The following is a 23,472-nucleotide window of genomic DNA, read 5'->3' on the forward strand; positions in this document are numbered from 1 at the left end:
TTCTCGACGGGGCCCTGAACGTCATCGCAGGCAGCGCCTCCTTTTATCGTACTTTCGGCCTGAAGCCGCAGAATACGGACGGACGTCCCCTGTTCAAACTTGGCGCAGGAGAATGGGATATACCCCAGCTTCGTTCGCTGCTGAGCGCTACGCTCTCGGGCCATGCGAAGATCGAGGCTTATGAGATGGACCTCAAGGGGGATGCCTCACCCCGACGCCTCATCCTCAATGCCGAGAAGTTGAACTATGGCGATGCCAGCCACGTCCGCCTGCTCCTGACAATTTCCGACGTCACCGAGGCCCGCATCAGCGAGAAGCTCAAGGACGACCTGCTGCGCGAAAAGGCGATCCTCCTCCAGGAGCTTCAACACCGCGTCGCCAATAGTCTTCAGATCATCGCGAGCGTGCTTATGCAAAGTGCGCGACGGGTGCAGTCCGAGGAAACCCGAAGCCATCTTCAAGATGCGCACAATCGGGTCATGTCGATCGCCACCCTCCAGCAGCAGCTCACGGCATCAAGGCTCGGCGATGTCGAGCTACGCAGCTATTTTACCCAGTTGTGCGAGAGCCTTGGCGCATCGATGATCCACGATCATGATCAGGTATCGATCACGGTAACCGCCGATGGCAGCAGTGTAAATGCCGATATCTCGGTCAGTCTCGGACTAATTGTCACCGAACTGGTGATCAACGCGCTCAAACACGCATTTCCGGGCAATCGCGGCGGCAGGATTCTCGTCGATTATTGTTCGCATGAAACCGACTGGGCGTTGTCAGTCAGTGACAACGGCGTTGGCACGCCTGAGGCGTTAGCCGACGCCAAGCCGGGCCTGGGAACGAGCATTGTCGAAGCCCTTGCCCGCCAGCTCAACGCAAACGTTGAAACGAAGGGAGGGAACCCGGGAACGACGGTCTCGGTGAGGCATGCGACATCTTCCGCAGATCGAGGCTGGCAATCAAGTTCGAACAGATGTGGACAAGAAACCGCAGCATCGCCCACTCTCGTCACCGGAAGGGCAGATGGCTGTTCTCCATCCGGTTGTTCGCATAGCGGCCAACCCCCTGCTTCTGTTCGCAGCCGAGATCCTTCATCCCAGCCTTGTAGGAACGAAGCCCGTTGGGTGATGGTCTCCACCGTTCCGTGGCGCTTAAGTGTCTTCTTCATAAACCGCAGAGCCGCAGCTTTGTCCCGGGTCTTCGTGACGTAGCTCTCGAAGATTTCTCCCTCGTGATCGACCGCGCGCCAGAGATATACCATCTCGCCGTTCAGTTGACATACATCTCGTCGAGATGCCATTTCCAATGGCGGAAGCCCCGCATCCGACTGACCCGCTGCTGGCGGACATCGGCAGCGAACAGCTCGCGACAGAATTCCTGATCTTCACACATGCGTGCACGAAGCCCGCACCTGCCGTGGAAGTCCATATCCAGCTTTTTGGATCTCGCCGGCACATTCCATTCGACTTGTTCGCTAAAGCAAGCATTGGTGCGTTCAGAACAGTGGAACCCCGAAGGGGAACCACTGTTCTGACCGGCGCAACCGGCGGGGCTTTGGGTGGTGGAAGCAGCACAGAGCTGCTTCGCAATGGAGAACCACCCGATGACCCGGAAAACCAGCACCACGCCCCGGACTACCCCTTCCGCCAGACGGCCGCGCAGGATGGCGCGTGAACCCAAAACCATGCCGACCCTCGAGGACCCGGTCGATCATGCCGAGCCTGCTGACGAGACCGAGGGAACTGCGCCTCCTCCCCCTGCCCCCAGCAAGACCACCCACCTTGTCATGCTGCTCCAGCGCCCGAGGTAGTGCACGCCGTCCACTGCATGAACAGCGACGCCCGGCGCGGCGCGGTAGCGTGCCTCGACCGGTCCTGACCAGGCCGGGCGCTCGCCGGTGGGCGTGGACGGAACCGGCCGATCAGGGGCTTTCCAGATCGCACCGCCGCGCACCGCTTCGATCAGCACATCGGCGGCATGGTCGAGATCGGAATAATGCAGGTGCGGCTACCCACCGACTTAGTGTGTAAGGACAGAAATTTCTCGGGCGAGCTCAATGAAGGCCTTGAAAGCGGCAGAAGGATTTCGCCGGCTAGGGTAATAGAGGCACAGCGGATTGAGCGGCGGGGTCCAGTCTTCCAGAAGCTGGATCAGGCGGCCCGAGGCGAGATCGTCACGAACATCGTGCTCCATGAAAAAGCCGATGCCAACACCTTCAAGGGCCGCGATCCGGGACAGGCTTGCTTCATCGAGCGTGATCGGGCCCTGCACATCAATCTGTAGCGGCTCGCCATTCTTCTCGAAATGCCATCGATAGGGTGCGCCATTGGGCAGGCGGATGCAGAGGCATATGTGGCCGAGAAGATCCGACGGCACGCGCGGCCGGTTTTTGCCCTTAAGATATGATGGAGAAGCCACGACGGAGAAGCGTCGAGCGGGCCCCAGCGGTAACGCGATCATGTCACTCGGAACGAGGTCGGCGCTTCGGACCCCCAGATCGAAGCCGTCCGCCACGACATCGACCAGCCGCCCTTCGGTTACCAAGTCGATATGGACCTGCGGATAGCGACGGAGGAACTCCAGAATGAGTGGAGAGAATATCTCCCGCGCGGCGGTTGCGAAGGCGTTGATGCGCAAGGTTCCGGACGGGGTTTCCTGCTGGGATCTCACCGCCTCCATCGCCTCGTGGATCGTCCCCAATGCCGGCCCCACTCGCTCGACAAAGGATCGCCCGGCATCGGTCAGCGACACACTGCGGGTCGTGCGATTGAAGAGCCGGACGCCAAGCTGCCGCTCCAGTTTGCCGATGGCATTGCTCAACGCGGTGGTCGACATACCGAGCTCCAGCGCCGCAGCGCGAAAGGAGCCTCTCCGCACAATGGCGAGCACCGCTTCAAGCTCGATGAAACCCTGTCTGATCATTGTCCCGCTAATCGCAATGCAACATGCTTCTTTATCCCGATTATCGCCAGCCGCGTCCATCCCTATGTCAGTCGGCGACAATGGCGGGTGCCCATGCTCCCGTTGGTCGGCAACCTAAGGAGAGAACAATGGCCATCGATCTACCGAACCCGATAGCTGCCTATTTCGAGGCTGACAGACAGAAGGGTGCCGAAGCGATCGCCCGGTGTTTCACCGAACATGCGGTGGTCAAGGATGAGGGCCGTACTTACACAAGCCGCGAGGCGATCCGGCGATGGAAAGCAGACTCCGCCAATAAATATAGCTATGCGGCTGAAACGGTGGCCATCGGACACGATAATGGCCGGATCGTAGTAACCAGACATCTCGTGGGCGACTTCCCCGGCAGCCCAGTGGACCTACGTTACTTCTTCGTTCTACAGAGTGACGAGATCGCCGAACTGGAGATCGTCCCATGACCGGTTTTCTCACGCTGGAGGGAAAGCGGGTGCTGATAACCTCCGGCACGCGGGGAGCGGGCGCGGCCACGGTGAACCTGTTTCGCCAACTCGGCGCTGAGGTTCTGACAACCGCCCGGACGAAGCCTGACGCGCTCCCGGAAGAGCTCTTCGTTGCTGCTGACCTGACGACCGCCGCAGGCTGTTCAGTGCTGGCCAGCGCTACCAGGGAGCGGCTCGGTCATGTGGACGTCATCGTCCACATGCTTGGCGGTTCGAGCGCACCGGCCGGCGGCTTCTCTGCGTTGCGCGACGCCGAGTGGTTGAAGGAGCTGAACCTGAACCTGATGCCGGCCGTCCGCCTCGATCGCGACCTCGTGCCGGACATGGTGTCGCGCGGCAGCGGCGTCGTCGTCCATGTGACCTCGATCCAGCGTGTGCTGCCTCTGCCGGAAGCGACGACAGCCTATGCCGCTGCCAAGGCCGCCTTGTCGACCTACAGCAAGAGCCTGTCGAAGGAAGTCTCGTCCCGCGGCGTTCGCGTCGTGCGCATATCGCCTGGCTGGATAGAAACCGAAGCATCCGTGCAACTCGCCAGCCGGCTGGCCTCGGAGGCGGGCACCGGTCTGGAAGACGGCAAGCGCATGATTATGGCATCGCTCGGCGGCATTCCGATCGGCCGCCCTTCAACACCCGAGGAAGTTGCGAACCTGATCGCATTCCTGGCGTCCGATTTGGCCGGCAGCATCACCGGGACCGAATACGTGATCGACGGGGGAACCGTGCCAACTGCTTGATCGGAATTTTCCACCGACAAAGCGGGCGTTCCGAGCCTCTTTTCACCTCTTTGGAAGCAGCCGTTTGTCAATGGAGAACCGATGGTCGGACTGCTTTCCTGGCGGCCTGTTCCCTCACGGATTATGGCGAGGCGATTTCGCCTGCTCCTTCATCTCCGCGTAGGCGATGTCATGGGCCTGGGGCGCGAGCGAGAGGAGGTATTGGCTGGCATCGCTGTAGGTCAGAAAGGGTCTTCCATCTGCGATGATCGGAACGGAACGCCCGTTGTAGATCCGGCGCAAGAGCCGCCTTTGCGCTCTTTCTAACGATGGAGCGTCTTCTTTCGTGACTGTCATTTCCCATCCTGTAGACGGCAAGGTGCCAACTCGCCATTTCAATCTCGCGCACCGTACGTACGATCAGTCCACACGAAGGGAATACAAAGATTATGTCATCTGGAATGCAGGATCTTTCCGAGCACTTCGCCCATTGCATTCAGGTGTTCGGCGGCACCACCGCTTCCTCGCGGCGACTCGGTATTGACGAACGTGCCCTCAGGCGCTTCATGAACGGCGAACGGCCTATCAGCGCCCAGCTAATGCAGGATACAGCGCAGGCCTTGCGGGCCCTCATCGCGGAAGCCACGGCAGCAGAAGCGCACATCGTCACCGCCTCGGGCATGGAACCGAACAAATCTTAAGTTCAGCCGCCTTCAGGGTACGGTGTGCCCACACGGCCTCTCGCCAACAAACCAGACACACCTGTAATTCACGTGCAGGTCTGAACTTTCCATTCGTTCATCCGGCCGGCGACGGACAAGTCGGCTGCTTGTTGCCGAACGGTTGCGACCATCTGAAGCAGACAGGGATGTACCGCATCGAGGCGGGTGTTCGTGGCAAATCAGCTGTGCTGGCGAATGCCTTGCTTGGAGTGACGGTGTGGTATGCGGATATCGCTCGCTATATGCTGGCAGCGCAAGATCAGGCAATTTCAGGCAGACCATATGGCCCGCAAGCATTCCAAACACGAATCCTATTCAGACCTGCGTCGTGAGGAGGATGAGGTTCCGGCGCAGGAAGTGCTTTGCTGGCTCTGTGGCCGGCCGGTTGGCAAGACCGTGGTTTGACGCCATCCCGTGCCCAAGAGCCGCGGTGGGCGCGATGTCGTGCCTATGCACCCGATTTGCCAACAGACACTGATTGCCAATTTCACCAATTCCGAACTGCAGCGCCATGGGATAGATGTGGAGGGCCTTCTGGCCAACCCCGCCGTGCGCAAATTCGTCGATTGGGTGGTCAACAAAGACCCCGATTTCACCGCGGCCACGGCTAAGAAGCGACGTTGGTCGGCGATTGCACTCTTCGCGGGATAGACTTTCTCAACGGGGCGCCAGCTTGCCCAAAGGGGGCGATTAGTGAATGCGGCATGTCCTGCCATCACATCTGGCGCTGAAGCTTCACCAAGGTTTCATCGAGGTTCGAAAGAAAGCGTGAACGATCGGCTGCACTGAAAGGGGGAGGTCCACCAATAACATCGCCACCAGCGCGCAAGTCAGCCATAATAGCCCTCATCGCGATCGAGTTGCCAATCGAAGATGTCGTGAAGGGTTTTCCGTTCGGGGCAATCACTCTTCCACCGAGCTTCAGACACCGATCCGCGAGCAGGATATCCGCAGTGATAACGATGGTTGCCGGGCCCGTATGCTCGACGATCCAATCGTCCGCGGCATCGAAAGCTTCGCTTACAACCTTGCGCGAGATGAGCGGGTCATGCGGTATGCGGATCGGGCTGTTGCTTATGACAATGACCGGGATCTTGTATCGAGCGGAAACGCGATAGGCTTCATTTTTCACTGGGCAGGCATCGGCATCGATCAGGATCTGAATCATACTGCTTCATAGCGTGATCATACACAAATGACGAACCACCCGTTCCGCAATAGCCCTAGAGCGAAAGTGTGCTACTGCCTCCGTGCTAACGTCGCCGTGGACGGATATCGGGCCGCCTCAACTCTTCCCCTTGTCCCTTGATAGCTTCGCACAGCCGGGAGCATCGTTCGGTGCATGCCCGTCACCCATTTCGACGCTCTCGATACGCTCGAGTAGTAGTGCGCGAGGTACGCTATATGAGCGGACATGAATTGATCGGCAGCGCCATGGTGCCCGATGGGATCGAAGTGCGCTTGGTGCGCAGCGAAGACGACTATGCGATCATGCTGGAAGACAATGAGTTGATGAGCACCGACCTGCATGCTTCAGAGCAGGCGTTGGCGACACTGACTTGCGAACGCCTGGCCGGGCGCGCTGCCCCCCAATTGCTCATCGGCGGTTACGGCATGGGGTTTACGTTGCGCGCCGCTCTGGGGGCGCTTGGCGACGATGCCAGTGTGACAGTAGCGGAGATCGTGCCCGAAATCATAGAATGGGCCCGGGGGCCGATGCGCGAACTGACTGCCGATTGTCTTGACGATGCGCGTGTGGTCCTCGTCATGGATGATGTGGCCATGCTGATTGATGCAGCACAACAGGGATATGACGCGATCCTGCTCGATGTCGACAACGGCCCCAGCGGATTAACCCGTCAGTTGAACGATGGCCTTTATTCCCGGACCGGGTTGCAAGCCGCTATGGCGGCCCTCCGGCAAAATGGACTCCTCGCGATCTGGTCGGCAGAGCCCGATCCAGATTTTGTCACGCACCTGGAGAAGGTCGGCTTCAAAGTGGAGGAAGTGCACGCAAACGCCTTGCCCGACTGTGAGGGAGGGCACCACGTCATCTGGTTTGCCGAAAAGCTATAGCTATTGACCTGCCCCCTGATTTTCCTCCACGTTTGATTAGAGTTCGGCGCTGATTGCACTGCTACCCAACCTTGGACCACTCGGACCTGGAGTTTTCGCCTTGCTCAGGTCCGGTGGGCTAGTCGCACCGGCTGAGTTTGCCAGCAAGATCGGAGGGATATTCTCGATCGCGCTGTGCGGTCGCTCTTCGTTGTAGTGTTTACGCCAAGCCTCCAGCTTTTCGCAAGCATCCTGCAGCGACAGGAACTAGTGCGCGTTCAGGCATTGACCCGACGCTTGGGCGTCTTGTTCCGCAGCTGCAGACCTAACTCCCTGTCAAGACGATAGACCTTCTTCATGTTCACGACCCAACCGTCCCGACTTAGGATGCCCGTCTTTTTCGCTGCCGGAAGGGACGAACTGAGGCTCGAATGATAAGCGCCATAACTGCATCCCCGTTCACAGAACGAGCGCACCTGACAGGCCGCCCTGCCCAGCTCCACATGATGCGGCTGCGCTTTCGATAGGTTGGCCACGCGGCCGGGGATGACCTTGCGGCCAGGAAATTTCGCTTCCACTGCCCGCTTGAAAAGCTGTTCTCCATCGTTGAGCGCGAACGGCGGCAGAAACTCGCCATCGGGTAATTGCGGCAGGCCCTCCTGCGAGCCGGATACGCCAATAAACCGCTCGATGTGATCGTACCACGGAGCGAGATCATCATAACGGATCGGCCAATCCACCCCATGGCCGTCCTTGGCATTCGCTTCAAAATCCATCGGCGACAGCCTGTAAGTCTGACTCCCCCACATCAACGAGCGACCGCCTACATGATTGCCCCTGATCCAGGAGAAAGGCTTGTCTTCGGGCGTCGAATAAGGATGCTCACTATCCTTCACCCAGAAATCCTTGTTGGCACTGAAGGACTTGGTGAAGGAGAATCTTCGGCTTCGGCGTGCGATATCCGATCTCACTTTGGACAAGCTGATCCTGCAGGAAGCTGCCCGGGGAAACTTCTGAGCCCCGCGCACCGAAGGCGCTGTATCGACCACATCAGAACGATGATGCCGGTGTCCGAGCGGCGACTCTGCCGCGTGCTCGGGCAGCACCGATCGACACAGCGCAAGGCGCCCCGTGGGGCAGATGACGAAGCGGCTCTCACCGAGGATATCATTGCGCTGGCGCGGCAATATGGCCGTTATGGCTATCGCCGGGTAACGGCGTTGCTGCGTGATGCGGGGTGGCATGTGAACCGCAAGCGTGTCGAGCGCATCTGGCGCCGCGAGGGGCTAAAGGTGCCGCAGCGGCAGCCAAAGCGTGGACAGCTCTGGCTCAATGATGGATCGTGTATCCGGCTGCGGCCGGAATATCCTGGGCACGTCTGGTCCTACGACTTCGTCGAGGGCCGCACCCATGACGGTCGCAAATACCGGATCCTGTCGATCATCGACGAGGCGAGCCGGGAGTGCATGGCGTTGCCGGTAGCGCGCAAGCTCAGGAGCGATGACGTGCTTGCGGCGTTGGCCGAGCTGTTCGTCACGCGCGGCCCCCCAGCGCATATAAGGTCGGACAATGGCCCGGAGTTTATCGCGACCGCCGTGCAGGAATGGCTGGCGAAGGTCGGCGTGAAGACGCTGTATATCACGCCCGGACGCCATGGGAGAATGGCTATTGCGAAAGCTTTAACGGATCGTTGCGTGATGAACTGCTCAACGGCGAGATTTTCTACTCGCTCGCCGAGGCCCGCATCCTGATCGAAGCGTGGCGACGACACTACAACACCGTCCGGCCGCACAGCTCGCTCGGGTATCGACCGCCGGCGATGGAGGCGTCAATGCACTAACAATCCGCCCGGGCCACTCGGTAGGGGCCGGTCAGTCTTGCGAAGCATAGGATGGGACTCTGCCAGCATTCGATCAGTATTCGAACGAGAGTTCCAATCCATAAGTTCGCGACTGGTCAAAAAAGGCGCTGGATGTGCCGGTATTGAACTGCGCAATATAATATTCCTTGTCCGCCAGGTTGCGCCCGAAAGTGGAGAGGCGCCATTTCCCACCCCCGATAGGTATATCACTCAGCGTCAGGTGTGCATCCAGGAGACCATACTTTTCAGACTTTGACCGGGGGTCCGAAGTCGATGTGGGCGTCAGACCCTGATAATAATAACAATAATCGAGATTAGCGCCCAACTGACTGATGGCCATCGGCGGAAACTGGTATTCAACCTTTGCGCTGATCGTTTGCGGCGCCATGTCGATGAAGCGGAAGCGCAGCGATAGCGGAAAGCGCACATAAAGCATCACCGCCATCCGGATGACCTCTGGCGAGGAGTGGAAATACCTGAATGGATTGGCCGGTTTGCGAGGGCGAGGCATCGCCCCGCCCTACGCATCCCCCCTCATTCCAGCAATCGGTACAATCCTTCTGACAGTGCCAGGGTAAAACATCCTAATGAAGAAGGTGACAATAATTGATGCCGGCCCGGGCGGGATATGTGCTGGGATCAAGCTGACATGCGCCTACCCTACCCCGCAACCATCGCTCAGCCAATCGGTGCAATCCCTTTGACAGCACTCTCAAATTGATTTGAGATAAGCGCTGCTACGCGCGACGGCTTTTACCGGTCCATCGGAGAAAGGCGGTTCTTGTTCGATATAAAAGCTGCGGACGCCGGCTATCCATGCGGCCTTGAGAATTTCGGGCCAATTCAGATCGCCCGATCCCACTTCTGCCGGGTGTTGCTGAAACGCATAATTCGGAACGGGGTTTCGCTTGATATCCTTCACATGCATCTGCGTAAAACGGCCAGGATACCTACGTAGCCATTCAACAGGGTCATGGCCTGCGGCCGCTATCCAGCCTGCATCCATTTCGAATGTGACGAGATCGGGATCACTTTGGGCGAGCAAAATTTCCATACCTGTCGTCTTGCCAAGAGGGGCAAATTCTACGTTGTGATTGTGATAGCCCAAACGCAAACCGTGTTTGCGCAACTGGGCACCAAGGCCGTTCAGGAAATCGGAAAAATGCTCATACGTATCGGTCGAGAGCACACCTCCGCCTTTCTTCGCCAACGTCACAATGTCAATTTTCTCTCCCCAGCGATTGCCATCCTCGAACTGAATGATTGGCAGAACGATCTGGGTCACCCCCAATTCACCAGCATATGCGGTAATCTCTTCGATATTCCCGAAAGTGAGCCCCGAGACCTGGGGGACGAGCGAAGCAACAGGCACATGCAATCCTGTTGCCCGCAAGCCCGCGGCATTCAGGCTCTGCCGCATCTGTTTTGCTGATCGCCCATGAAACGACGCGATTTCAACAACCTCGATACCCAGTTCCGCTACCTTCTGCAGCGTCCCGTCGAAGTCGCGTTTGAGGTCCCCATCCAGCGTGTAAAGCTGCAACCCGAGAGGGGTTCCGCGTGAACTGAAGAAACGGCGGGTGGACGCCGCAGCGGCACTGGCCAATGTTCCCCCCGCTAATGACGCGAGCCCGGCACAAAGCAGGTTTCGGCGATTTACCATCATCTGGATCAGACCTTTCCTTCTTTGAGGAATTCGGCAGCATGGTGTGCAGCACGCGCAGAAAGAGCCATGTAAGTCAGCGAAGGGTTCTGGCAGCCACTTGAAGCCATCGCCGCCCCATCGGTAATAAAGAGATTGGGAACATCGTGCGCCTGATTGAAAGCGTTGAGCACTGACGTCTTGGGATTCTTGCCCATGCGGGCTGTTCCCATCTCGTGAATGCCCAGCCCAGGAGCCCCCGGAACCGCATTCGTGGCCATTATCTGTCCGCCGGCAGCTTCCACCATCGCTTTTCCATCGGCGACCATCTGTGCGGCCATTTTGCGCTCGTTTTCGCCGATCGCGCATTCGATATGCACGATGGGTATGCCCCATTTATCCTTGCGTGTGGGGTGCAGAGTCACCCGATTATCGGGATTGGGCAACATCTCGCCAAAACCGGTGATAAACACCACCCAGGGTCCAACGTGGCTCGTGCGTGCTTTCAATTCCGCACCAATTCCGGGCATACCCAAGGCAGTCGCACGCCAGCCTGCATGCATCACGCCGCCTTGATACCCATAACCACGCAGGAAACCGCCCGGCTCGCTGACATTGCGGAAGCGCGGAATATACAACCCATTCGGACGGCGGCCGAATGAAGTGGTATTCGGACCATCTGGCAGAATGCCCGCAGCCAGCAGGCCATAGAGATGGTCCATCAGATTGCGGCCGACCATATCCGAGCTGTTGGCCAGGCCATTGGGAAAAGCGTCAGACGCGGAGTTTAGCAGGATCTGCGCGGTCCCTATAGTCGAAGCATTGCAGAAGATGATTTTCGCCTCGTAAGTGCGCCTCTCCTTCGTATTGGCATCGATCACCCGCACGCCCGTGGCTTTTCCCGTCTGCGGATCGTGGACGATCGAATGAACGATTGCATCCGCCACCAGCGTGAGATTGCCGGTTTTCTTCGCTGCCGGAAGGGACGAACTGAGGCTCGAATGATATGCGCCATAGCTGCATCCCCGTTCACAGAACGAGCGCACCTGACAGGTCGCCCTGCCCAGCTCCACATGATGCGGCTGCGCTTTCGATAGGTTGGCCACGCGGCCGGGGATGACCTTGCGGCCAGGAAATTTCGCTTCCACTGCCCGCTTGAAAAGCTGTTCTCCATCGTTGAGCGCAAACGGCGGCAGAAACTCGCCATCGGGTAATTGCGGCAGGCCCTCCTGCGAGCCGGATACGCCGATAAACCGCTCGATGTGATCGTACCACGGAGCGAGATCATCATAACGGATCGGCCAATCCACCCCATGGCCGTCCTTGGCATTCGCTTCAAAATCCATCGGCGACAGCCTGTAAGTCTGGCGCCCCCACATCAACGAGCGACCGCCTACATGATTGCCCCTGATCCAGGAGAAAGGCTTGTCTTCGGGCGTCGAATAGGGATGCTCGCTATCCTTCACCCAGAAATCCTTGTTGGCACTGCTCATGGCATAGCACTGGCTCTGGATCGGATAGTCCCGCTTCACTTCATTTTCTGGAATCATGCCGGCATTGGGAAGCTCCCACGGTTGCATCCAGTCAGTATAGTCCTCTCCCGGTTCCAGATTGCGGCCCCGTTCCAGCACCAGCGTCTTCAATCCACGCTCGCACAGTTCCTTGGCCACGATTCCGCCGCTCATCCCCGAACCAATTACGATGGCATCAAACATCCGCCTATTCCTTTCAGATCGGTGAGACGCCGCCTTGGGCACGCGTTTCGGGAGTGATGGGAACAGACGGCTTCCAGGCGCCCGGATCATGTTCCCATTCGAGATCGTTGGTCAGAGCGGACTCCGACAGGTAGAACAGCACCACAATCAGTTCCTTGAGCTTGGCATAGCCAGGGTCGGTCACCGGCGGGCCAAACGAGAAGATTCCACCGGATGGCGCTTGTTTTTGCGGGGCAGGTTTCAGTGCCGCCGCATCATGCCTGGCGAGCAACGCGTTCCTCTTTTCGGCAGGCAGGGAGGCAAAGCCATTGGTGCCCCCCAGGCGATCGATCGCCTCCATCGCAGCAGCAAGCTCCTTGCGCCTGTCGGCCGAGGCCCAATCCGAATACAATGCATCCAGCGCTTTCGGCACACCCGCCATGACAGCACCGGGTGTATCGGTCTGCGGTATGATGGTATCGGCGATGGCAGTGGCGAGCTTCAGTTGCTCTCCCGTCAGTTTTGAGGCGGTTGAAGTCGGGCCTGTCAACGCATCGCAGGCGCTTAACGCAACGCTCGCTCCCGCCAGTACCAACGCGCGCTGCATCAGCGAGCGCCGGTTCATCAATCCGAGATCATTCATGCATCATCTCCCACCGATTTCCTTCGTTTTATCGTACCGCGCCGAGGGCGTTGATCGCGGAGCCTCAACCGCCGCCCCACGTCTTGCGGATCAGCCTGTAGCCTTCGGAATAGACCTGTTGCGGATCGGGAAAGCAGTCCCGCCACACGCGCGTCGCCGCGGCGAGTTCGGGTACTCCTCGCCCAAAAGCCTCGATGGTCAGCCAGCCATCGAAACCCAGGATTCTCAGTTCCTCTATCGTTTCACGGATCTTCGCGTGTCCGCTCCCGGGCGTTCCGCGATCGTTTTCCGAAATATGGACATGGGCAAGCCGGCCCGCGCGATAAAGTGCGCGCAACGCCGCGATGGGGTCCTTCTCCTCGATATGCGCATGGAAGGTGTCGTAAAGGATACCGAACCTCTCCGATCCCACCCGATCGGCATAGGCGATCGCCTGTTCACAGGTGTTGAGCAAATGCGCCTCGAAGCGGTTAAGCGGCTCAAGCGCGGATGCGATACCGGCCGCATCGAGCAGAGGCTGGATCTGGCGATGGACATGCGCGCAGCGTTCGAGTTCGGCTTCGCTGGGCCTATCGCCGGTAAAGACGCCTAGTGGCTGGAACCAAGGGCCCGCCAGAACCTGTCCGCCCAAAGCTACTGCACAATCCACGGTTCGCCGCAGATGATCGAAAGCCCGCGCCCGGTCGGCGGCATGCGGCGAAATCGGGCTATGCGCCTGATCCGGGATGATCGCGGCAACAGTACGTTCAAGGCCGATATCGTCCAGCATTTTCCCGAGGAGGCGATAATGCCCCTCGTCCGCCACCTGAAAGACAGGCACTTCGACACCATCGAACCCTGTGTCTTTCAGAGCCTGCAGGATATGTCTGTGTTCTTCGGTGACGTGACCGGTCCAAAGCAACAGATTCATACCGACCTTCATGTGCAGGCTCCTTCGCTCACGGCCTGCCTCGGCGCTCAACGAACCAAACCACGCCGAAGATCGCGAACAGCACGACCGGCACGATCGAGATGGCCTGAAAGGATTGTTCAGCAGCGAAGGCCAGGACCCGCTGCAGTTCCGGCCCCGGAGGTAGCGCCGCAAAGGCGGTTTCGCCCCCGGCGGCTTCGAGCTTCGCCCGATCGTAAATCTTGCCGATCTCGGGCAGCACGAAATAGATCGCCATGGCCCCCGCGAAACCGACGATACCGATGCCCCAAGGGCCGCTGCGCGGATAACGCCGTGCCACAGCCGCCAGCATGGTCGGCCACATGAAGCAGACGCCCAGCGCCCACAGCGTCGCGGCGACCAGCGCGGCAAGCGGCGTGACCGCCACGCTCAGCAAGTAGAGACCCATGGCCGCCGGAAGCGTGCAGAGCCACAGCAGCCCCATGTCCGAGAAGCGATGTTCGAGAGCCCCCGCGAAATGGCGCATGACGAACATGATCGCCGAGACATAGACCAGTACGAGGATGCCCGGCATTCCGACGGTCTGCGTCAGCGAGATATCGACCCACGATCCGGGTGCGAGTTCCGCCGAAGCGGTCAGGAACATCATCGCGAAGAATATCCAGAAGGTCGGCCGCTTGAACGGCTCCGCCAGCATATCCTTGATAGGAACGCCCAGAGCGGTGCTTTCCGTCTGGGGAAAGTCCTGCGTCAGCGCCCACGCACCGAACACCACAGCAGGCACCATGATCAACGCGATCAAGGCCCGCCAATCCAGGCCAAGGCTTTCGAAGAACAGCAGGCTGGCGAGGCCCCCGATCACGATCCCCGCCGGCCACCAGGCGTGCAGGCGATTGAGCTGGCCCGTCTTGTCATCCGGATAGAGCGCCGCCGTAACCGGATTGATCGTCGCTTCGGTGGCCCCCCAACCGAAGCCGCAGACAATCATCCCCAGCGTGAGCATGCCATAGACTGACGAAATCCCGATCATCGCAGGCGAAGCCAGGATCAGAAGCGGTCCGGCAATAAAGCAGGCAGAGGCGAACAGAATCGTTCGCTTGGCCCCGATCACGTCCAGCAAGGGGCTGATTGCGAGCAAGGACAAAGCAAAGCCGAGAAAGGAATTGCCCAGAGCCAACGCAATCATCTCCCCGGAATGCAAGGGAGCCGCCTGATCGAGCAGCGCGGCCTTGATCGCGCCGGACGCCCCCGTTCGGATCGAAAACGACAGGGCCGCTGTAAACAACGCAAGCACGCAGATCCAGAAAAGCGATCTTGGGTTTGGGCGGCCTGTGCTCATTATTCCTCTCCCTTGCGCCGCTATCGCGTTGTTCCGAGAATCTGCCCGATCAGGGTCTCGTCCACGCCGGATGCCGCGAAATCGTCGAACGCCTTATCGGCTTTGCGGATCATATGGCGGGCTATGAATGGAGCGCCTTCGGCCGCCCCCTGTTCCGGGTGCTTGAGCACGCATTCCCATTCGAGAACCGCCCAACCGTCATAACCGTATTGCGTCAGCTTCGAGATAATCGCCCCGAAATCGATCTGCCCGTCGCCCAGCGAACGAAATCGTCCCGGACGGTCGACCCAATCGGCATAGGAACCGTAGACCCCTGCACGCCCGTTGGGGCGGAACTCAGCATCCTTCACATGGAAGGCGCGAATCCGCTCGTGATAGATGTCGATGAAAGCGAGGTAGTCGAGCTGCTGCAGCACAAAATGCGAAGGGTCGTAGAGGATGTTCGCGCGCGGATGCTGGCCCACCGCATCGAGGAAGCGTTCGAAAGTCACCCCGTCATGCAGATCTTCCCCCGCATGCAGTTCGTAGCAGAGATCGACGCCGTTCTCCTCGAACGCATCGAGGATCGGTCTCCACCGCCGGCCTAGTTCGGCAAAGCCTTCCGCCACCAGGCCAGCCGGACGTTGCGGCCATGGATAGACCATGTGCCACATTAGCGCCCCGGAGAAGGTCGCATGGGACGTACAGCCGAACCTGCGGCTGGCCACGGCGGCCAGATTGAGTTGGTCGATCGCCCATTCCTGCCGCGCCGCCGGATTGCCGCGATACGCGCTAGGAGCAAAACCGTCGAACAGCCTGTCATAAGCCGGGTTAACCGCGACCAGCTGCCCTTGAAGATGTGTTGACAATTCAGTTACTTCCACGCCGTTGGCTGCGCAGATACCCTTGATCTCGTCGACATAGTCCTGACTTTCCGCCGCTCTGGCGAGATCGATCAGTCGGCTATCCGTTGTCGGGATCTGCACGCCCTTGTACCCGAGACTGGCGGCCCATTTGGTAATCGCATCGAGCGAATTGAACGGGCTCTCGTCGCTCACGAACTGCGCAAGGAAGATGGCGGGGCCTTTCATCGCAAAGCCCCCTCACCGGGATCAACGTCGACCCAGACCGCTCCCCGCTCGCTGGATGCCACGCAAGCATCGATAAATGCCATCCCGGCCAGTGCATCGGCCAAGGTCGCATAACCTGCCTCACCCGCCTGAGCAGCGCCGCGGATATGTTGGCCGAAGGCGCGGTAGATGTTGGCAAACGCTTCCAGATACCCTTCCGGATGCCCACCCGGCGTCCGTTGCAAGGCGGAAAGCCCCACAGGCAGATAGGTCCGGTCGGCCCCCGCGTGCCAGATTTCATCGGGGCGCGCCCTGCGCTTGACCGTCAGCCTGTTGGGGTCTTCCTGCCGCCAGTGAAGGCCCGCATCGTCACAATAGATCGCGATGGCAAGGTCGTTCATATCGCCGACACAGACCTGACTGGCAATCAGCGTGCCCCTGCCCCCTCCGCTCAGGCGAAACAGGGCCGCGCCATCATCGTCGATCACCCGCCCGGGAAGCATGGTCAATTCGGCACAAATAGAGGCGATCCGCTCGCCCGTGATGAATTCCACCAGATTGGCGGCATGGGTGCCGATATCACCAAATGCCCCGGCTGGGCCTGCCTGTACCGGATCCATCCGCCATTGCGCCTGCTTGTTTTCTCCGGCATCGGAAATGTGGGCGAGCCAATCCTGCGTGTATTTCACCGCAACGCGGCGCACCGCCCCGACTTTGCCCCCCACGATCATGTCACGCGCCAGCTTCACCATCGGATAAGCGGCGTAAGTATGCGTGATCGCGATCAAGCGGCCGGTCCGGTCGGCCGTTTCAGCAATGGCAATGGCATCCGCCATGGTAGCCGCCAGCGGCTTGTCGAGGATGACATCAAACCCGGCCTCCATCGCAGCGATGGCTGGCGGCGCATGCATGTGGTTCGGAGTTACGATGGCAACGGCTTCGATCCGCTCGTTTACAGGAAGAGAGATTTCCCGCTCGAACATCTCGGACCACGAACTGTAATTGCGGTTGGCAGGGAGGCCGATATCCTCACCCGACGCCCTGGCCTTGTCCGGGGTGGAGGAAAGCGCGCCGGCCACCAGTTGCCAGTTACCTGCGATGGCCGCTGCCGTTCGATGCACCCCACCGATAAAGGCGCCACGGCCACCACCGATCATACCGTAACGGATGGGGTTCATGCGATCAGTTCCCCGCCTTTGCCGGATTGGCGGGTGGGGCCGGCGTTTCGCATCCATCGCCTTTGAGCCGCAATGCCCATTCCGTGGCCCCTAGCAGCATGGCCTGATATTGCGGTTCGGCATAGGCTTCGGGCCGATGCCCCAATGCCGAATAGAGCGCCCGGCCCTTGCCCTGGCAGTGCCACCACACCATCGGGTGATCCTTGCCCATGGATACGTCCTGGCCGAACAATCCCTTGGGCTCATACGTGCTTTCATCGATGCTAACGAGGATGTGATAGCCCTTCTCACGCGGTGACTTGTCGAAAGCGTACCATTCATCGCTGCGTATCCACTCAGGCTTCATGCCTGCCGTGGCCGGATGATTGGTATCTTCGATCCGCAAGGTCGCCTGGGGGAATTGGGGGTTCATCGTATGGCCGATGAACTGTGCGCCGATCAGCTCGTTCACATACCATTTCCAGTCATAGGAATGATCGCCACCGGCCCCATGCACAGCAACGAATCCGCCGCCATTCTCGATATATGCCTTCAACGCAGAGCGCTGTTCGGGCGTGAAGACATCGCCGCTGACATTGTTGAACACCACCGCATCGAAGCGTTTGAGGATATCGGGTGAAAAAGTTGCACCGTTCTCGGTCTGGAAATGGCCCCATCCCTGCTTCCTGGCGATGCTCGCGAACAGCGCATTGCCTGCCGCCACGGCCGCATCATCACGGTATCCGTTCGTCTTGGAAAAGATGAGAATTGCCGGGCGATTGATGGCAGCAGGCATTTTCGGCGGTGTCGTTTCATAAACTTTGACCCCGCCAAGCAGCACCCTTTGGATGGTATCCCAATTGACTGCGGCTGTGATCGCGATCAGCGCCAGCAGACCTGCAAGTATCCAGAGGATTATACGTCCAACTTTGGCCATTTCGCTTCCTTCAATCTCTGCAACTACGTTCTGCGCTCAAGGACCGGCTTGATCACATTGTCGATGATCAGGCCGGTCATCAGGAACCGCAGCATTCTTGCTGCTACCGTCTCAGGGCCAGCTCCACTTTCCGTTCAGAACTTGTAGCTGGCAGTAAGGCCCGCTTCCCGCGGGTTCATCGTATTGACCAAGCGATAACCTGAATCGTAAGCTACATCCGCTGATGTCGCCTGAACGAAATTGCCCAGCGCGGTATTGGTGATCCGCTTCTGATTGAGAACGTTCTTGACGAACACATTGAACTCCCATCCCGCATCCTCGCTGCGAATGCCGGCATAGAGATTCAGCAGGGTGCGCGATGGATACTTGAAGTCCGCCCGGTCCGAATAAAAGCCCGGCCGATAGCTTACGATCCCGCGAACGAATGGAACGATATTGCCCATCGGGAACCGCAGTTCGGTATTCGCCGAAAGATTGAAATCCGGCATTTCAGCCAAGCGGCTATTGGAGATGCAATAGCTCACATTGCCATCGCCCTGCACGGTCGGGGTACCGTTCTGGTTTGGTATGCCGGAGCCATCGAAGTCATTACAGGGGAGCCGCGCACCACTGTACCGCGCATGAGCATAGGAGGCATTGATGCCGACATCCCAATCCTTGGTGATCCGGCCATTAACCTCTGCCTCGACGCCTTTGATCTTGGCATCCCCGTTATAGTTCGCAGACAGAAAACCGCTGCCGCTCGGGTCCAGGGCAGACTCCCAATAAATACTGTTGAAGCGGTTTATGAACCCGTTGAGCTTTTGATAGAAGGCTGCGACCGAGAAATCGATCCGCCGGTCAGCCAGAGACCCCTTGAAGCCCACTTCATAAGAATCTGTCTTCTCTCCTTTGGCTTGCAGGATATCGCTGCTGAGCCCCGCTTGGGTAATGACCCCAGTGGTGCCCGCCCGGAATGAATGCCCATACGCCGCATAGACATTGAGAGTGGGTGAGATTTCATACGTGATATTGAGCCCGCCCGTGATCGGCTTGTCGACGAGCTTCTGCAAATCAGGTGAAATGATTTCATAGGGCGGCACGATCACCTGCGATGGGTAATTCGCCAGAACATTGGGCCCGAGGGCAAGCCCCAGTTGTGTCGTGTGGATCGACTTTATGATCGAGTAGCGTATGCCGCCTTCGATTTTCAGCGGACCCGATTTGTAGCGCAAATTGGCATTGAACGACCACGTGGTGCGATCGATCGGCACCGTGACTATGGTATGGATCGGCAGATAGGGGAGATCGCCAATAACATCGGGCGAACTTGCCACCGAGACAGGGAAGAAGAAGCTGTCTCCAGGCTGCCGGACAACCGTAGTTCCAGTTTGCTTGGTGTAGAATGCACCGAGCCCCCAACCTAGACCTTCGTCGTTGTTCGAAGTCAGGCGCAGTTCGCCCGTCCAGACCTTGTAAGGACTCTTGACGTAAGAGTCCGCGATGTAGTTGGGGACAGCGTTGCCATCGTCGTTATCGCGATGCGTATTCAGCACCGAATATTGGTAGGCACCGATAAAAGCGAGCGTTGCCGGCCCCATATCCCAGTCGACATTGAGATTGACGAGATGGGACTTGTTATCGTTAACAAACTCGCCCTCGGACACAGCGCGATAATCGCTTGCGGCAAGCGGGGGGCCGGAACTTTCACTGGTATCCGGCACAAACCGTGATCCACCGCAATACGATGGCGCGAAATAGCAACCGACAAGATACGAAGGGTGATTTCCTGTCCCCACTACCTGTTGATACTGGCGGTTTCTAGCATGCAGGTACTGATAGGTCAGGTAAGCCGTGAGAGTGTCGGTCGGCTGCATTCCCAGCGTGGCCCGAAAGCTTTCGGTACGGCCCTTCGAATATTGGTCGCCACGATTGACATTGCGAACCTGATTGATCCGGTTGCCATCGATCAACCCAGCCACCCGGATAGCGAATTTTTCAGACAGTGGCACCGAAACCCCGCCCTGCAGGTTGTAGCCATCGCGTAGGGTCACAGTCCCTTGGACATAGCCTTCGGCCTTGTCGAAACTTGGGCGGCGAGTCGTGATCGTGATCGAGCCCGCAGGCGCGGAAAGACCGCGCAACAGCCCCTGCGGGCCACGCAGCACTTCGATCTGCTGAATATCGTAGATCGCCGTATACACCGTTTGCGCATCGGCTGGCGCCTCGTTGTAATATACGCGCACCGCGGGGCTGGTATTCGAGTCCGGGTCAAAGGACACGCCGCGCAAAGTGGTGGTGTTGTTGCGGCCGGAGTTGTTGGTCAGCTCAAGCCCCGGCGCGAGCTGCTGAACCCCTGACACATCGAGAATATTGAGCTTTTCAAGCTGCTCCCCAGTGGCAACGTTGACCGACATCGGAACGTCACGCAACGCCTCGTTCCGGCGCGTCGCGGTAACGATAATTTCACCGGACAGCTCAGCAGGCCGCACTTCCTCAGCCGCTTCTTGCGCCCATGCCACGTCCGCACCACCGGCAGCCAGAACAGCCGCCAAAACCGTATAGCTGACCCCACTCAGACACCGCCCCATCCCATCTCTCCCTTGGAAATCGCATTGAATTTATTTATTTTTTCCAAGCACCTCACAGGCTGACAGCCTGCAGAGCACCTTCTTCTGCCGCAAAAGCATCATATCGGCAGGATAAGGGGTATCGATTTATGAAACGGATTACAATATATAAATATTCTTAATTTTCAGTAAGATAAAGGTATATACTGAAGTATAAGTATTGGCTATGAAAGCGATTGCTATATTGGCATCCATACAGCGGGCTGGCTTGAAACCTCCCCGCTTGCGCTGGCGGAAAAAGGACCGTTGAAGGTTTTCATTCCAGCGATTGCCCGATGGCAGTGCTCAGCTAGAATGAGAGACCAATCCGAATTGTTGCGCCTCAGGGAAGGAACGCCGCCTCATGATCACCATCGCCGATGTAGCCCGTGCGGCAGGCGTATCGACGGCAACGGTCTCCCGAACCTTGAGCAACCCCAACGCAGTGAGCGAACGCCGCCGCAATGCCGTCCTCCAAGCTGTCGAGGCGCTAGGGTATTCGCCCAATTTTGCAGCCAAAAACCTTCGCACCACGCGTTCGCAACGCATTATTCTAACCGTGCCTGACATCTCGAATCCGTTCTATTCGGCGGTCATTCGCGGCGCCGAAGAAGCAGCCCAGACCGCCGGCTATTCCATTCTCATCGGCGACACGCGCCACGATTCTGAGCGTGAGGAATATTACGCCAAAATGCTGGCGCGCAGAGAGGCCGATGGCATGATCTTCCTCGGACACCGCCTCTCCCCCACCGCCGCCAGGATTGTCGCCAAGCAGGGCGCACAGGCGCCGGTAGTCAATGGCTGCGAATACGAACCGGCCCTAAACGTCTCCAGCGTCCATATCGCCAATGCCGTAGCTGCGGCCGAAGCCATGCAGCACCTCTACAACCTCGGTCATCGTCGCATCGGAGTGATTACTGGCCCGCTGCATAGCCCGCTGAGCCGCGATCGCCTGAATGGCGTTCAGGGCGCCGCCATGGGGCGCGGCCTGCTGCAAGATATTGTGGTGCGCACCGGTGATTTTTCGCTCAGTTCCGGAGAAGCCCTGACAAGATCGCTCCTTGACGAAACACCACAACCCACAGCCATATTCTGCTTCAGCGACGAAATGGCTTTTGGTGCCATCGTCGCCTTGCGAGAGCGCGGGCTTAGTTGCCCTGGCGACGTTTCGGTTGTGGGCTTTGACGATATCCGTCTCGCCGGCGCTTACTATCCCGCGCTTACGACAATTCGCCAACCCAAGGAAATGATCGGGCAAAAGACGGTGGAGATCATGCTGGACATCCTCTCCAACGACAAGCAGCATAGCACCGCGATCACTCTACCCCATGAACTAATCGTCCGGGAAAGCACCCGTCTCGCCGCTGCATAAAGGCTGTTGCGCGCAAATCGCGTCTCACATGATACGCAGCCCCTGTCCGAAATATGTATCCATATTTCGGACATATCAGCCTTCACCTAGCACAAAGCGAGTTGCTCTAAGCAAACCAACCATCATCCGGCACATACCGGCACATTGATGAACCGGAAACTGGAAATCAGCATCGACTGGTAAACGTCACGACTGGAAAGTCACGCGGCGAGAGCCAGCCATTCCACGGGATCAGGCGTCCTTGTCCGTTTGCAAATCCACACTGGGAAGACCCGTTACGGTGCGAAAAGGATTCGAACTCAAATGATGGTTTGGACTAACCCTCGGAAAAAATAATGAAATTTTTCCCGTACCGTACCGGGAGAAAGTTCACGCCCAAAATGGCCCTTTTTCCTTCCAAACCGTACCGAGAGAGAAAAAAATGCAGCTTCTGACTCGATGGGTCAGAAGAATTTTTCTATTAAAAACAGGGACTACGTGGCGGTGCTGTCAGTCGAATGCGAACTGCTCTCCGTTCGGCAGAATCCGGTCTTTGAGAGGGAAGCATCAGGCCATGAGGGTTTGCCACTCAGCTAAGGCAGCTGAGCGGCGGGCTTTGTAAGTCTGTCTGTCGACGAGATGACGCTCCTGGCTGAAATGGTTGTGAACGTTGGCATGGACCGAGGCGAACTTCTGTAGCGACTTCATCTGTCGAAATCTCAGCATCGCCCGCTCTCGTCGCCGGAAGGGCAAATGGCTGTTCTCCACCCGGTTGTTCGCATAGCGGCCGATCTCCTGCTTCTGTTCGCAGCCGAGGTCCTTCATCCCAGCCTTGTAGGAACGAAGCCCGTCGGTAGTGATGGTCTCCACTGTCCCGTGACGCTTGAGCGTCCTCTTCATGAAACGCAGAGCCGCAGCTTTGTCCCGGGTCTTCGTGACGTAGCTCTCGAGGATCTCTCCCTCGTGATCGACGGCCCGCCAGAGATACACCATCTCACCGTTCAGCTTCACGTACATCTCATCGAGGTGCCATTTCCAATGGCGGAAGCCCCGCATCCGGCTGACCCGCTGCTTGCGGATATCGGCAGCGAACAGCGGGCCGAACCGGTTCCACCACAGCCTCACGGTTTCATGAAAAAGATCGATGCCACGTTCGAATAGCAGGTCTTCCACATTCCGCAGCGACAGTGGAAAGCGCACGTGGAGCATCACCACCATCCGGATGACCTCTGGCGAGGAATGGAAATACCGGAACGGATTGGCTGGTTTGCGAGGACGGGGCATCGCCCCGCCCTACCCATTCAAGCACTCGGTGCAATCCCGCTGACAGAACCCCCGATCTCATTGAAAGCCCCTTTCTCCAGCCTATATTGGAAGCGCGGGCCGGGCCCCTCTGGCGATCGTTAGGATCGT

At 58.5% G+C, this 23,472-nt stretch carries 21 protein-coding genes and 5 pseudogenes; 9 read left to right on the forward strand and 17 right to left on the reverse strand.

Annotated elements, in window-relative coordinates:
* Window positions 1-410: 410 nt before the first annotated feature.
* Window positions 411-863: pseudogene (locus K5X80_RS17335) on the forward strand (sensor histidine kinase); the annotation flags it as partial.
* A 145-nt stretch (window positions 864-1,008) separates the two neighbouring features.
* On the opposite strand, the pseudogene K5X80_RS17340 reads toward K5X80_RS17335, so the two are convergent.
* Window positions 1,009-1,359: pseudogene (locus tag K5X80_RS17340) on the reverse strand (DDE-type integrase/transposase/recombinase); the annotation flags it as partial.
* 657 nt (window positions 1,360-2,016) lie between these two features.
* Complete coding sequence (locus tag K5X80_RS13525; RefSeq protein ID WP_222558238.1) at window positions 2,017-2,919, reverse strand: LysR family transcriptional regulator; 903 nt, start codon at window positions 2,917-2,919, stop codon at window positions 2,017-2,019.
* A 128-nt stretch (window positions 2,920-3,047) separates the two neighbouring features.
* Here K5X80_RS13525 and K5X80_RS13530 point away from each other — a divergent pair, with 128 nt between their 5' ends.
* Together K5X80_RS13530 and K5X80_RS13535 are read left to right on the forward strand one after the other, a co-directional pair.
* Window positions 3,048-3,377, forward strand: a complete 330-nt coding sequence (locus tag K5X80_RS13530; protein ID WP_222558239.1) for a nuclear transport factor 2 family protein — start codon at window positions 3,048-3,050, stop codon at window positions 3,375-3,377.
* Entirely contained in the window at window positions 3,374-4,153 is a 780-nt protein-coding gene (locus tag K5X80_RS13535; protein WP_222558240.1) for an SDR family oxidoreductase, read from the forward strand. Before K5X80_RS13530 ends, K5X80_RS13535 begins: the two co-directional genes overlap by 4 nt.
* A gap of 114 nt (window positions 4,154-4,267) precedes the next feature.
* On the opposite strand, the gene K5X80_RS13540 is transcribed toward K5X80_RS13535, so the two are convergent.
* Window positions 4,268-4,489 carry a hypothetical protein gene (locus tag K5X80_RS13540; RefSeq protein WP_222558241.1) on the reverse strand — a complete coding sequence of 74 codons (222 nt, stop codon included), beginning with the start codon at window positions 4,487-4,489 and terminating at the stop codon, window positions 4,268-4,270.
* Between the two features lie 104 nt (window positions 4,490-4,593).
* Here K5X80_RS13540 and K5X80_RS13545 point away from each other — a divergent pair, with 104 nt between their 5' ends.
* The 3 genes and pseudogenes from K5X80_RS13545 to K5X80_RS17225 all read left to right on the forward strand — a co-directional run bounded on the left by K5X80_RS13545 (window position 4,594) and on the right by K5X80_RS17225 (window position 5,505).
* A complete protein-coding gene (locus K5X80_RS13545) occupies window positions 4,594-4,833 on the forward strand; it encodes a hypothetical protein (RefSeq protein ID WP_222558242.1) in 240 nt (79 codons plus the stop codon).
* 167 nt (window positions 4,834-5,000) lie between these two features.
* Window positions 5,001-5,186: a hypothetical protein gene (locus K5X80_RS13550; protein ID WP_222558243.1), complete on the forward strand. Its 186-nt coding sequence runs from the start codon at window positions 5,001-5,003 to the stop codon at window positions 5,184-5,186.
* Window positions 5,137-5,505, forward strand: a pseudogene (locus K5X80_RS17225) (hypothetical protein). The gene K5X80_RS13550 and the pseudogene K5X80_RS17225 overlap by 50 nt, the downstream one beginning before the upstream one ends.
* 64 nt (window positions 5,506-5,569) lie before the next feature.
* On the opposite strand, the gene K5X80_RS13560 reads toward K5X80_RS17225, so the two are convergent.
* Window positions 5,570-6,022, reverse strand: coding sequence for a YaiI/YqxD family protein (locus K5X80_RS13560; protein ID WP_222558245.1), 453 nt, complete (start codon window positions 6,020-6,022; stop codon window positions 5,570-5,572).
* A 236-nt stretch (window positions 6,023-6,258) separates the two neighbouring features.
* Here K5X80_RS13560 and K5X80_RS13565 point away from each other — a divergent pair, with 236 nt between their 5' ends.
* Window positions 6,259-6,930 carry a spermine/spermidine synthase domain-containing protein gene (locus K5X80_RS13565; RefSeq protein ID WP_222558246.1) on the forward strand — a complete coding sequence of 224 codons (672 nt, stop codon included), beginning with the start codon at window positions 6,259-6,261 and terminating at the stop codon, window positions 6,928-6,930.
* 36 nt (window positions 6,931-6,966) lie between these two features.
* Here K5X80_RS13565 and K5X80_RS17115 read toward each other — a convergent pair.
* Together K5X80_RS17115 and K5X80_RS13575 are read right to left on the reverse strand one after the other, a co-directional pair.
* Window positions 6,967-7,197, reverse strand: a pseudogene (locus tag K5X80_RS17115) (integrase core domain-containing protein); the annotation flags it as partial.
* Window positions 7,188-7,889, reverse strand: coding sequence for a GMC family oxidoreductase (locus K5X80_RS13575; RefSeq protein WP_222560505.1), 702 nt, complete (start codon window positions 7,887-7,889; stop codon window positions 7,188-7,190). The pseudogene K5X80_RS17115 and the gene K5X80_RS13575, both read right to left, overlap by 10 nt.
* Here K5X80_RS13575 and K5X80_RS13580 point away from each other — a divergent pair.
* Window positions 7,825-8,749 (forward strand): annotated as a pseudogene (locus K5X80_RS13580) (IS3 family transposase); the annotation flags it as partial. The gene K5X80_RS13575 and the pseudogene K5X80_RS13580 overlap by 65 nt on opposite strands.
* 73 nt (window positions 8,750-8,822) lie before the next feature.
* On the opposite strand, the gene K5X80_RS13585 reads toward K5X80_RS13580, so the two are convergent.
* The 10 genes from K5X80_RS13585 to K5X80_RS13630 form a co-directional block, all read right to left on the reverse strand.
* Complete coding sequence (locus K5X80_RS13585) at window positions 8,823-9,281, reverse strand: TonB-dependent receptor (RefSeq protein WP_222558247.1); 459 nt, start codon at window positions 9,279-9,281, stop codon at window positions 8,823-8,825.
* Between the two features lie 201 nt (window positions 9,282-9,482).
* Window positions 9,483-10,436: a sugar phosphate isomerase/epimerase family protein gene (locus tag K5X80_RS13590; RefSeq protein ID WP_222558248.1), complete on the reverse strand. Its 954-nt coding sequence runs from the start codon at window positions 10,434-10,436 to the stop codon at window positions 9,483-9,485.
* 5 nt (window positions 10,437-10,441) lie between these two features.
* Window positions 10,442-12,127, reverse strand: coding sequence for a GMC oxidoreductase (locus K5X80_RS13595; RefSeq protein ID WP_222558249.1), 1,686 nt, complete (start codon window positions 12,125-12,127; stop codon window positions 10,442-10,444).
* A gap of 13 nt (window positions 12,128-12,140) precedes the next feature.
* Window positions 12,141-12,749: a gluconate 2-dehydrogenase subunit 3 family protein gene (locus K5X80_RS13600; RefSeq protein WP_222558250.1), complete on the reverse strand. Its 609-nt coding sequence runs from the start codon at window positions 12,747-12,749 to the stop codon at window positions 12,141-12,143.
* 64 nt (window positions 12,750-12,813) lie between these two features.
* Window positions 12,814-13,671 carry a sugar phosphate isomerase/epimerase family protein gene (locus tag K5X80_RS13605; protein ID WP_222558251.1) on the reverse strand — a complete coding sequence of 286 codons (858 nt, stop codon included), beginning with the start codon at window positions 13,669-13,671 and terminating at the stop codon, window positions 12,814-12,816.
* A gap of 16 nt (window positions 13,672-13,687) precedes the next feature.
* Complete coding sequence (locus tag K5X80_RS13610) at window positions 13,688-14,923, reverse strand: MFS transporter (RefSeq protein WP_222558252.1); 1,236 nt, start codon at window positions 14,921-14,923, stop codon at window positions 13,688-13,690.
* A gap of 74 nt (window positions 14,924-14,997) precedes the next feature.
* Entirely contained in the window at window positions 14,998-16,047 is a 1,050-nt protein-coding gene (locus K5X80_RS13615) for a sugar phosphate isomerase/epimerase family protein (protein ID WP_222558253.1), read from the reverse strand.
* Window positions 16,044-17,204, reverse strand: a complete 1,161-nt coding sequence (locus tag K5X80_RS13620; protein WP_261390539.1) for a Gfo/Idh/MocA family protein — start codon at window positions 17,202-17,204, stop codon at window positions 16,044-16,046. Before K5X80_RS13620 ends, K5X80_RS13615 begins: the two co-directional genes overlap by 4 nt.
* 4 nt (window positions 17,205-17,208) lie before the next feature.
* Window positions 17,209-18,120, reverse strand: coding sequence for a ThuA domain-containing protein (locus tag K5X80_RS13625; protein ID WP_222558254.1), 912 nt, complete (start codon window positions 18,118-18,120; stop codon window positions 17,209-17,211).
* Between the two features lie 134 nt (window positions 18,121-18,254).
* The gene (locus tag K5X80_RS13630; RefSeq protein WP_222558255.1) at window positions 18,255-20,654 is read right to left on the reverse strand and encodes a TonB-dependent receptor; all 2,400 of its coding nucleotides are present in this window, start codon (window positions 20,652-20,654) and stop codon (window positions 18,255-18,257) included.
* Between the two features lie 418 nt (window positions 20,655-21,072).
* Here K5X80_RS13630 and K5X80_RS13635 point away from each other — a divergent pair, with 418 nt between their 5' ends.
* Window positions 21,073-22,080: a LacI family DNA-binding transcriptional regulator gene (locus K5X80_RS13635; protein ID WP_222558256.1), complete on the forward strand. Its 1,008-nt coding sequence runs from the start codon at window positions 21,073-21,075 to the stop codon at window positions 22,078-22,080.
* Between the two features lie 546 nt (window positions 22,081-22,626).
* Here the strand turns inward: K5X80_RS13635 and K5X80_RS13640 are convergent.
* Window positions 22,627-23,343, reverse strand: a complete 717-nt coding sequence (locus tag K5X80_RS13640) for an IS6 family transposase (RefSeq protein WP_222558257.1) — start codon at window positions 23,341-23,343, stop codon at window positions 22,627-22,629.
* Between the last annotated feature and the right edge of the window lie 129 nt (window positions 23,344-23,472).

This window comes from Caenibius sp. WL (assembly GCF_019803445.1).
Classification (GTDB): Bacteria; Pseudomonadota; Alphaproteobacteria; order Sphingomonadales; family Sphingomonadaceae; genus Caenibius.

What these genes read in the sequence shown, in the direction of transcription:
- K5X80_RS13525 (WP_222558238.1), bottom strand. Translation starts at nt 2,919, where the DNA reads ATGATCAGACAGGGTTTCATCGAGCTTGAAGCGGTGCTCGCCATTGTG.
- K5X80_RS13530 (WP_222558239.1), top strand. Translation starts at nt 3,048, where the DNA reads ATGGCCATCGATCTACCGAACCCGATAGCTGCCTATTTCGAGGCTGAC.
- K5X80_RS13535 (WP_222558240.1), top strand. Translation starts at nt 3,374, where the DNA reads ATGACCGGTTTTCTCACGCTGGAGGGAAAGCGGGTGCTGATAACCTCC.
- K5X80_RS13540 (WP_222558241.1), bottom strand. Translation starts at nt 4,489, where the DNA reads ATGACAGTCACGAAAGAAGACGCTCCATCGTTAGAAAGAGCGCAAAGG.
- K5X80_RS13545 (WP_222558242.1), top strand. Translation starts at nt 4,594, where the DNA reads ATGCAGGATCTTTCCGAGCACTTCGCCCATTGCATTCAGGTGTTCGGC.
- K5X80_RS13550 (WP_222558243.1), top strand. Translation starts at nt 5,001, where the DNA reads ATGTACCGCATCGAGGCGGGTGTTCGTGGCAAATCAGCTGTGCTGGCG.
- K5X80_RS13560 (WP_222558245.1), bottom strand. Translation starts at nt 6,022, where the DNA reads ATGATTCAGATCCTGATCGATGCCGATGCCTGCCCAGTGAAAAATGAA.
- K5X80_RS13565 (WP_222558246.1), top strand. Translation starts at nt 6,259, where the DNA reads ATGAGCGGACATGAATTGATCGGCAGCGCCATGGTGCCCGATGGGATC.
- K5X80_RS13585 (WP_222558247.1), bottom strand. Translation starts at nt 9,281, where the DNA reads ATGCCTCGCCCTCGCAAACCGGCCAATCCATTCAGGTATTTCCACTCC.
- K5X80_RS13590 (WP_222558248.1), bottom strand. Translation starts at nt 10,436, where the DNA reads ATGATGGTAAATCGCCGAAACCTGCTTTGTGCCGGGCTCGCGTCATTA.
- K5X80_RS13595 (WP_222558249.1), bottom strand. Translation starts at nt 12,127, where the DNA reads ATGTTTGATGCCATCGTAATTGGTTCGGGGATGAGCGGCGGAATCGTG.
- K5X80_RS13600 (WP_222558250.1), bottom strand. Translation starts at nt 12,749, where the DNA reads ATGAATGATCTCGGATTGATGAACCGGCGCTCGCTGATGCAGCGCGCG.
- K5X80_RS13605 (WP_222558251.1), bottom strand. Translation starts at nt 13,671, where the DNA reads ATGAAGGTCGGTATGAATCTGTTGCTTTGGACCGGTCACGTCACCGAA.
- K5X80_RS13615 (WP_222558253.1), bottom strand. Translation starts at nt 16,047, where the DNA reads ATGAAAGGCCCCGCCATCTTCCTTGCGCAGTTCGTGAGCGACGAGAGC.
- K5X80_RS13620 (WP_261390539.1), bottom strand. Translation starts at nt 17,204, where the DNA reads ATGAACCCCATCCGTTACGGTATGATCGGTGGTGGCCGTGGCGCCTTT.
- K5X80_RS13625 (WP_222558254.1), bottom strand. Translation starts at nt 18,120, where the DNA reads ATGGCCAAAGTTGGACGTATAATCCTCTGGATACTTGCAGGTCTGCTG.
- K5X80_RS13635 (WP_222558256.1), top strand. Translation starts at nt 21,073, where the DNA reads ATGATCACCATCGCCGATGTAGCCCGTGCGGCAGGCGTATCGACGGCA.
- K5X80_RS13640 (WP_222558257.1), bottom strand. Translation starts at nt 23,343, where the DNA reads ATGCCCCGTCCTCGCAAACCAGCCAATCCGTTCCGGTATTTCCATTCC.